This is a genomic window from Daejeonella sp., from assembly GCF_037719425.1.
In the GTDB taxonomy this organism is placed as follows: domain Bacteria; phylum Bacteroidota; class Bacteroidia; order Sphingobacteriales; family Sphingobacteriaceae; genus Daejeonella.
On record NZ_JBBJNI010000027.1, the window covers coordinates 26300 to 35105 of the forward strand.

Consider the following 8806-nt stretch of genomic DNA (forward strand, 5'->3'; position numbering starts at 1 on the left):
AGTTTAAATTAGTTCTTATGAAGTATCTAACAAAAATCACCTTCGCTTTAATCGTTCTGGCTTTATCAGCTCAGGCACAAACTCCTAAAAAAACTCAGGCCGTAAAAAGTTCCAGAGCCTACCCTATTCAAAAATCGGATAGCGACTGGAAAAAAATACTTAGTCCTGTATCATTCCAGGTAATGGTGAAAGGTGGGACAGAACCGCCATTTAATAACGCATACCATGGTAACCATGAAAAGGGTATCTATGTAAGTGCGGCTACAGGTGAGCCCTTATTTAGTTCAGAAGATAAGTTTGAATCTGGCACAGGCTGGCCTAGCTTCACAAAAGCTATCAAGTCTGGTGCAATTGCCATAGTCACAGACACCAGTCATGGCATGGTACGCAAGGAAGTTGTGGAAGCAAAGACCGGGCTTCATTTAGGCCATGTCTTCGATGATGGCCCTAAGAATAAAGGTGGAAAAAGATACTGTATGAATTCTGCTGCATTAAAATTCATAAAACAATAATCAGGAGAAACTCCTGGCCATTGTACTGACAGGCTGTATTCCTGATATCAGTATCTGTTCAAAATCAAGTCCAACGGTAAGATCTATCCAATCAGGGTTTACCAACCTGATCATTCTGTCCTTTTGTATCCGTGTAAACTTACTGATCAGGTTGAAACGCTGTACTGCGCTATTTTCAGAATTTAGTTCCTCAAAATAAACAAGGCGCGTTAACTGCTGGCCTGAATCAAAGAACAGATTAGGCATCTGGCGATAGAAACTCATTGTCTTTATCAAATCTGTACTCATTCCAACGTGCAGGCAGCTACGGTTACGGTCTGTTACTAAATAAACGTACTTTTTCATTTTTGCTAAGGGGGTTGTCAGGATCGGCATATATATTTAAAATTAAATTGTGTGTTTTAAAATTAATTGCTAATTTTATGAGCATAAATTTACTAACAATATTAGTAATTCCAAATTTATTTTTAAAATGGCAAATATTTCTTCCAACCTTAAGTACCTCAGAAAAAAAAAGGGGCTTACACAGCAGCAGTTCGCAGACACATTAGATATCAAACGTTCCCTTGTCGGAGCTTACGAAGAAGATCGCGCTGAACCCAAATACGAATTGCTAAAAAAATTCGCCGAATTCTACGAGCTTTCGATGGATGAGCTGATAAATGAGAAGATTGATGATAAGTGGAAGCCTAAACCAAAAGGAGACCCGGCTAACATTCGCGTACTTAGTATTTCTGTAGACAGCCAGGACAGGGAGAATATAGAGCTGGTACCTGTAAAGGCCAGCGCTGGTTATTTAAATGGTTATGGAGATCCGGAATACATTAGTGAGCTTCCCAAATTCCATTTGCCTATGTTCAGGCAGGGTACATACCGCGCTTTTGAGATCAAAGGAGATTCTATGCTGCCATTGCAATCAGGGACTGTTGTAGTTGGAGAATACCTGAGTAACTGGAATGATCTTAAACCCGGAGAAACTTATGTAGTGATAAGTAAAGATGACGGTATTGTTTACAAACGCGTTGGCAACAGGTTCAAAGAAAATAAATCGCTCAAGCTTATTTCCGATAATCCTATATATGAACCCTACACCATTCCAGGAGAAGATGTTCTGGAAATATGGCAGGCAAAGGCATTTATAAGCACAAATTTTCCTGAGCCGACACCGGAACCTACCTTAGAAACCCTGACAAGCATGGTTTCACAAATGCAAAAATCAATCTCTAAGCTGGACAGGGATAACAATTAACAAATTTTTAACATATCCGGATTAAACTATTGTGAACTAATCTGATCTATCAGTATAAATAACCAATATTGAAATAGGTATGAAAAAATTAGTGATAACAGCGGCTTTCGTAGCCAGTTTAATAACCTTAGGATATTCTCAGGATAAACCTAACACAACACGTAAAGAAGGTGCAAAAACAGAAAGGCCGGATGGAGACCAGCGCCAGGCACGCACGCCGGAGCAACGGGCGCAAATGAGTACGAATGCATTAGAAAAAAAATTAGCTTTAACTGCCGATCAGAAAACTAAGATTTATGCATTAAATCTTGAACGTGCTGAAAAGTTGGAAAAAACCATGAAAACCGACAATGCAGAACGTAAGGCGCAGATGCAACGGAATAAGGCTTTAATGGAGGATACAGACAAAAAAATAAACCAGATTCTCACGAGCGAGCAGCAAAAGGCTTATGTGGAAATGAAGCAGGAATCACGTGATAAAATGAAATCCAAAATGAAAGACAACCGGCCGGAGGGCCAACGTGCCAAAAAGCAGTAGAATGTCTTCGATAATGTTTTGGAAAGCGGCTTAATTAAGGTCGCTTTTCTTATTTTTATAAAAAAAACTTGAAAGCAGTCACGGGTTTCATTTTAGAAAAGTTAAACGCTCGCTTAGCTGTTAATGCCCTGCGCTCACTGAAGACGGAAACTTCACTGATCGACTTTTGTTCGAACGATTATCTTGGTTTTTCCAGATCTCCGGAACTAAAGAGCCTCTTTGAGCTGCAGCTTGAGAAGTATCCTGAATACAAATTGGGATCGACTGGATCACGCCTTTTGTCCGGCAACGACAAATTCACGGAAGATCTGGAGGCCGATATCGCAAAATTCCATAACTGCGAAGCCTCCCTCCTGTTCAATTCCGGTTACGATGCCAACATGGGAATATTTTCAAGTTTGCCTCAACGAGATGATACGATCATCTGTGATGAATACATTCATGCCTCAATCATCGACGGAGCCCGCCTGAGTCATGCCGCTCGTTTTGTTTTTAAGCATAACGATATGGATAGCCTCGAACAGAAATTGAAGGCTGCAAAGGGGCGGATATTTATCGGAATAGAGAGTGTTTATTCAATGGATGGCGGTGAAGCTCCGCTGGAGGAGATCTGTACGCTTGCAGAAAAGTATAACGGCGCAGTTATCGTGGATGAAGCACATGCCATCGGAATTTTCGGCGATCATGGAAGAGGCATAGTAGACGAACTAAATCTAAGTTCAAGAGTTTTTGCCAGGATAGTTACGTTTGGAAAGGCATTAGGCGTTCATGGAGCTGCAATTCTCGGCAGCGAAGATCTCAGATCTTACCTAATCAATTACGCCCGGTCATTTATTTATACAACCGCACCCTCCTTCTTATCACATCTGGCGATTAAAACCTCATATGATTACCTGAAGTCTAAAAACCACCAGCAGGATTTACACCAAATAATACAGAACTTTAGATCTAAGCTGCATACCGTCAGTAGCCTCACTGCGAGCCGGTCGGGTATTCAAATATTACTGATTCCCGGGAACACACAGGCGAGGGAAATAGCATCTGAATTACAACAAACTGGCTTTGATGTCCGAGCTATTCTTAGCCCAACTGTATCCACCGGCTCGGAAAGACTACGGATCTGCTTGCATAATCATAATTCGTTTGAAGAGGTCGAAGCTCTTTGTAATTCATTAAAATTTCATTGTGAAGCATAAACCAATCTTTATAACAGGTATTGGAACCGGCGTTGGTAAAACGATTACCTCTGCGATTATTGTCGAACACCTGCAGGCCGATTACTGGAAACCCATCCAGGCGGGTGATCTGGACAATACCGATACCGATAGCGTCAGAAGTCTTGTCTCTAATGAACGCAGTGTGTTTCATCCTGAAGCTTATCGTTTAACACAACCCTTTTCACCACATAAATCTGCGGCAATAGATAATATAACTATTGATATTAACGCGATAGAATTGCCTGTTACCAATAACAGGCTTGTGATTGAAGGAGCTGGAGGTTTAATGGTGCCCCTGAATGACAGCGACCTCATGATAGATCTTATTAAGAAGTTCGATGCTGAAGTGGTGCTGGTATCGCAGAACTATCTGGGCAGCATTAATCACACGCTGATGTCCCTGGAAGTTCTGGCAAGTCGAAACATCGCTGTTAAAGCCATTGCTATTTGTGGCTCCAATGATGTTAGCTCTGAGTTTGTGATTGCAAATTACTACCAATCTAAAATGATTTTTATCCCACAATTGGACTTGCATGATAAAGAGGCAATAGCAAATGCAGCCAAATCCATCGATTTGTAAAAAACTGTTTAAATGAAAGAGCTGGCCAAATTGACCAGCTCTTTTGTAAAGAAGTTATCAAACCCTACAATGGATTTTGAACGACTTTAGGATTTGCATTTATCTCTGCCTGAGGTATAGGCAAAGCAAATTTCTTATCACCGGCAGGAATATTAAGGACAGACCAATGACCGGCCGAAGCCACTCTAACCAAACTTTGCTTTGTCCGGAGAATATCATAGTACCGGTGACCTTCACCGAAGAGTTCTTTTCTACGCTCTAACAAAATTTCAGCTACTAAAGCATTCCCGGTATTGGCAGATATAACCGCCGCTGGATTAGCTCGGCGTTGAATTAACAGAAGTGCATTTTTTGCTGCAAGTTCGTTTGCTCCGCCGATTCTGGCTTCAGCTTCAGCTTCAGTTAACACCATTTCTGATGCTCTGATTAAAAGCTGGTCATTCGCTCCAGATGCGTCAAAAACAAACTTGCTCGTAAAATATCCATCACCAGATACGCTGGGTGGTGGACCTGTTGTTGGATCGCCCCCCCCAGTTGCAGGAATACGGAATTGATTTTTTCTTATATCGTTAGTTGCAAACGAAGCAAAAAGGTCTTTAGAAACTCTGAAACTAGAATAACCTCTGTCATACGGATCGTAGAAAGAAGAAACTTCAAGGAAAAAGCTATTATCATCTGCTGTGCTTCTTAAAGCCCATATCCATTCTGGAGTTGGTAGGCGAAATCCCTCCAATAAAGCGCTCCCAGAGGATAATGCATATGGAGCACGGGATGCCTTGGCAAGCTCACTTGCTTTTGCCCAATTTCCCATAGTGAGGTAAACGCGTGCCTCGATCGCTTTAATCGAATTTATATTGATTCTGTAAACGTCCTTTAAAGTAGTGGGGAAATTTGTTTCCGCAAACAAAAGGTCTTTGAGGATAGACGCGTAAACATCCTTAACTTTCGCTCTCGCCGGGAACTCATCATTTGGACCGATAGATTTCTCGACAACAGGGACACCCATTGCTTCAGGATCAAGGACAAAAGATTTTTCGCCGAATTCACGTACCAATTGAAAATGAACATATGCACGGACAGCGGTTGCTTCTGCGATATAGCGTTTTTTGACAGCATCTGTAACAGGAGCAGCAGGCACATTTTCAATAAGCTGGTTACAATTAGCTATTATTCTATAGCCTATCGACCAATGGCTCTGTAATTCCCCATTATTAACAGTTTCGACATATTGATATCCATTGACGAACCTGCTGTAATTTCCCGTTGAATTCGGGTACGTGTCTTCGCCTTTTGCTTCTGCATTAAGAATGATATTATAAGTGAAGGCGCTACTCGTTAAAAGGTCATAAATACCCGTCATCGCCGCCTGCAGCTTTGGCTCAGTGGTAAACGCCTCTGTACTGCTGATCGACTGGGTCGGGGCAACTTCCAGGAAGTCTTTTTTACAGCTTATTAATACTGACGTTAAAGCAAGAGTTCCTAAGAATATTTTGCTAGTTAGTTTTCTAAAATATTTCATGTTGTTTCTTATTAAAACCCAATATTTAAACCTAGTGAGAATGTTTTTATATTCGGAACATCAAAGGATGTCAAACCCGTAATTTCAGTTTCCGGATCCATTCCTTTGTGCTTAGCGAACGTAAACACATTCTCTCCGCTTAAATAAATGCGGGCATTGGATAATTTAACTTTTCTGGCCCAATCACTTTTCAAGTCATATCCCAGCGTTAGGCTCTTAATTCTGATATACGAACCATCATAAAGGAACCTTGAAGACTGACTGTCACCTAGATCTGTATTTGTAGGTCTGAATCTTGGGGTATTTGTTATATCACCAGCTTTTTTCCATGAATTATAGACATCCGGTGATAGTTGGGTACCGTTAGCTCTACCTGCATGAGATAACGCTTGATATAATTCATCATATATTTTACCTCCAGAACTATAGAATAAAAATCCGGTAAAATCAAATCTCTTATACCTGAAATTATTTGTCATTCCTCCTGTGAAATCAGGCAACGCACTTCCTTTATCATAACGTGTTGCAAGATTATAGGTCTTGGTAGTAATGCGCGTTCCGTTAGGTTTGCCATCGGTACCAAGTTGATCCATAAACCAAGTTGGTGCGCCGTCAGCTGGATCAACTCCAGCGTAATCTCTAAGATAGAATTGGTAAAGATCGGTTCCAACTCTTAACCTTTTAGTACCGGTTATTACTTCATTACTTGTAAGCTTTTTTATTTCATTCTTAACTGTGGTCAGGTTAAAGGATGTATTCCAGGTGAAATTTGTAGTTTTCACCGGCATACCTGTCAAAAGAATATCGAACCCTTTATTATCCATAGATGCAAGATTGGTTGTTACCGAGGCAAATCCTGTTGTATATGAAAGAGGTCGATTAAATAACAAGCCTTTAGCCTGCTTGTTGTAATAAGTAACCTCGCCTCCTAATCTTCCACCGAACAAACCAAACTCAACACCAATATCTGTTTGGGCATTCTCTTCCCATCTCAATGATTTGTTCGCGAGATTAGTGGACGTAATACCAGATTGTCCTTGATAGTTGTTACCCAAACCGTATAGTCCCTGGGCATCATAGCGGCCAATACGGTCATTTCCAACTGTTCCGTAGCTGGCTCTCAACTTTAATTCATCAAGCCATTTAATTTCTTGCAAGAATTTCTCCTGCCCAATTCTCCAGGCAACACCTCCTGAATAAAAATTACCAAACCTGTTGTCAGATCCAAAAACACTTGATCCATCTCTTCTAAAAGATCCTTGTAAATAGTATTTGTTATTGAAGCTATAACTCGCTCTAGTGAAATAAGATGATAATCTCTTTTGAGTAATGAAGGAAGTAGGAGCGCCTGGTACAGAACCAGCGACAAGTTCAGGAACACCATCAAAAGGAAAACCAGTTGTAGATGCCCGGATGTTATCGTATTTACTCCGGTAAGCTTCCTGTCCAACTAACAATGTTAAGTCATGATCTCCAAACTGACGTGCATAGGTTAGCGTGTTATTGAAAGTAACCGTAACATCCTGAACAGTATATCGTTCCGCTCTGCCTTTCGGAGCAGCTCCATTTCCATGCTCAGGGTTGTAAAACAGCCTTTCACGATTGTTAATATAATCTAACCCAACATTAGTTCTAAATTTTAAATTGTTGGTAAAACCGATTTCGGCATATGGATTTAAAATACCCCGTGCGGTACGCGTGATATATTCATCTTTTTCGGCTAAGCCAAGCGGATTGAAATCTTGTGATATCGGATTAACGTAGTTATAAACCAAACTTCCATTGGGCGCGATCACTGGGTTACCGCTCGCATCTCTTTGATAAAGTGAATACACATTTGCAACCACTTCGCTAAACCTTACTGGATTGGCTGCTCCACCAGCACCGGCCGGGGTATTCTGATCAGTATATGATAAAGTAGTGTTGAACCCAATATTAATGGCCTTATTGACCTGATTAGAAATATTGATCTTACCAGAGTATCTTTTAAAATCAGATGCTAAAACAATACCTTTCTGGTCGAAAACCCCACCGGAAATAAAAAACTTAGTTGCATCATTACCTCCCTGAGCTGACACATTTATATTCTTAACGTCACCACGATTAATCACAGCATCTCTCCAGTCTGTATCATAATATAACTGTGCGCTTGGATCTAGCGTTCCACCTGCTATGTATGGGTTGGCTATATTATATGGATTAACCGCTAAACGTGCCTTGGTGGAAGTATTCGCACTTAATGCAGCAGCAGCTGGGGAATCACCGGCTACAGTTCTAAGATTATAATAATAATCAAAATATTGTTTGAAATATTGGGTAGCGTCTAAGTGCTCATGCTTATCAACACCTTGAGATGAGTATCCGCCATTTCCGGAAGCAGTAAACTTAGTCACTCCAGATTTTCCCTTCTTAGTTGTAATCAATATCACACCATTTGCTGCTCTAGAACCATAAATCGAACCTGCAGAAGCATCTTTCAACACAGTGATAGTTTCAATGTCATTGGGATTAATAGTAGACAAAACATCGGATGTAGTTGCTACCTGACTTAAATCACCTGTAGTAATCGGAATACCATCAATTACATATAAAGGTGTGGCTGAAGCAGAAATAGAAGCTACTCCCCTAACCCGAACGGTTGATGTCGCTCCAGGTTGCCCAGATACGCTTGATACTGTCACACCTGCTACAGTTCCCTGTAATGCTTTTTCGAAGGACGTAACCGGACGATTTTCAAAAACTTCACTGGTAACTACGGCGGCTGAACCCGTAAACGATTGCCTGGTTGATGTACCATAACCAACAACAACTACTTCAGAAAGCTGTTTTGCATCAGTTACCAAACGGGCATTCGCCGTGTTATTTGCGGAGATACTAATTTCCTGTGCAACGAATCCAATATATGTAAATGTCAAAACATTTGCGCTGGCTGGTGCATTCAGTGAGTAAGTACCATCGATACTGGTGGTTGTGCCGGCAGTTCCGCCTTTAACACGTACAGATACACCAGGCAAAGGAAGGCCATCGTCAGCGCCCACTACTCTACCAGTGATCGTCTTATTCTGAGCCATTGCGCTTGAAATTGCAAATAACCCTAACAATAAGAAAGCTAGTAATTTTCTTTTCATGTGAATATAATTTATTGAAGTAGTCACTTGTTAAATACTAATAAAATTAGTAAATTAGCGATA

At 40.9% G+C, this 8806-nt stretch carries 8 protein-coding genes; 5 read left to right on the forward strand and 3 right to left on the reverse strand.

Annotated elements, in window-relative coordinates:
• Positions 1–17 precede the first annotated feature (17 nt).
• Positions 18–512, forward strand: coding sequence for a peptide-methionine (R)-S-oxide reductase MsrB (msrB, locus tag WKF69_RS05675; protein ID WP_340380259.1), 495 nt, complete (start codon positions 18–20; stop codon positions 510–512).
• On the opposite strand, the gene WKF69_RS05680 is transcribed toward msrB, so the two are convergent.
• Positions 513–857 carry a GIY-YIG nuclease family protein gene (locus WKF69_RS05680; protein ID WP_340380261.1) on the reverse strand — a complete coding sequence of 115 codons (345 nt, stop codon included), beginning with the start codon at positions 855–857 and terminating at the stop codon, positions 513–515.
• A 127-nt stretch (positions 858–984) separates the two neighbouring features.
• Between WKF69_RS05680 and WKF69_RS05685 the strand changes: the two genes are divergently transcribed.
• The 4 genes from WKF69_RS05685 (at position 985) to bioD (ending at position 4096) form a co-directional block, all read left to right on the forward strand.
• Complete coding sequence (locus tag WKF69_RS05685; protein WP_340380263.1) at positions 985–1761, forward strand: helix-turn-helix domain-containing protein; 777 nt, start codon at positions 985–987, stop codon at positions 1759–1761.
• Between the two features lie 79 nt (positions 1762–1840).
• Entirely contained in the window at positions 1841–2299 is a 459-nt protein-coding gene (locus tag WKF69_RS05690) for a hypothetical protein (RefSeq protein WP_340380265.1), read from the forward strand.
• A 68-nt stretch (positions 2300–2367) separates the two neighbouring features.
• Positions 2368–3495 carry an 8-amino-7-oxononanoate synthase gene (locus tag WKF69_RS05695; RefSeq protein WP_340380267.1) on the forward strand — a complete coding sequence of 376 codons (1128 nt, stop codon included), beginning with the start codon at positions 2368–2370 and terminating at the stop codon, positions 3493–3495.
• The gene (gene bioD, locus WKF69_RS05700) at positions 3485–4096 is read left to right on the forward strand and encodes a dethiobiotin synthase (RefSeq protein ID WP_340380269.1); all 612 of its coding nucleotides are present in this window, start codon (positions 3485–3487) and stop codon (positions 4094–4096) included. Before WKF69_RS05695 ends, bioD begins: the two co-directional genes overlap by 11 nt.
• Positions 4097–4160: 64 nt before the next feature.
• On the opposite strand, the gene WKF69_RS05705 is transcribed toward bioD, so the two are convergent.
• Both WKF69_RS05705 and WKF69_RS05710 read right to left on the reverse strand, forming a co-directional pair.
• A complete protein-coding gene (locus WKF69_RS05705; RefSeq protein WP_340380271.1) occupies positions 4161–5615 on the reverse strand; it encodes a RagB/SusD family nutrient uptake outer membrane protein in 1455 nt (484 codons plus the stop codon).
• 11 nt (positions 5616–5626) lie between these two features.
• Positions 5627–8743, reverse strand: coding sequence for a TonB-dependent receptor (locus WKF69_RS05710; protein ID WP_340380272.1), 3117 nt, complete (start codon positions 8741–8743; stop codon positions 5627–5629).
• Positions 8744–8806: the final 63 nt, after the last annotated feature.

Excerpts from the sequence above, each read along its gene's own strand:
- WKF69_RS05710 (WP_340380272.1), bottom strand. The coding sequence starts at position 8,743 with ATGAAAAGAAAATTACTAGCTTTCTTATTGTTAGGGTTATTTGCAATT.
- WKF69_RS05705 (WP_340380271.1), bottom strand. The coding sequence starts at position 5,615 with ATGAAATATTTTAGAAAACTAACTAGCAAAATATTCTTAGGAACTCTT.
- WKF69_RS05680 (WP_340380261.1), bottom strand. The coding sequence starts at position 857 with ATGAAAAAGTACGTTTATTTAGTAACAGACCGTAACCGTAGCTGCCTG.
- msrB (WP_340380259.1), top strand. The coding sequence starts at position 18 with ATGAAGTATCTAACAAAAATCACCTTCGCTTTAATCGTTCTGGCTTTA.
- WKF69_RS05690 (WP_340380265.1), top strand. The coding sequence starts at position 1,841 with ATGAAAAAATTAGTGATAACAGCGGCTTTCGTAGCCAGTTTAATAACC.
- WKF69_RS05685 (WP_340380263.1), top strand. The coding sequence starts at position 985 with ATGGCAAATATTTCTTCCAACCTTAAGTACCTCAGAAAAAAAAAGGGG.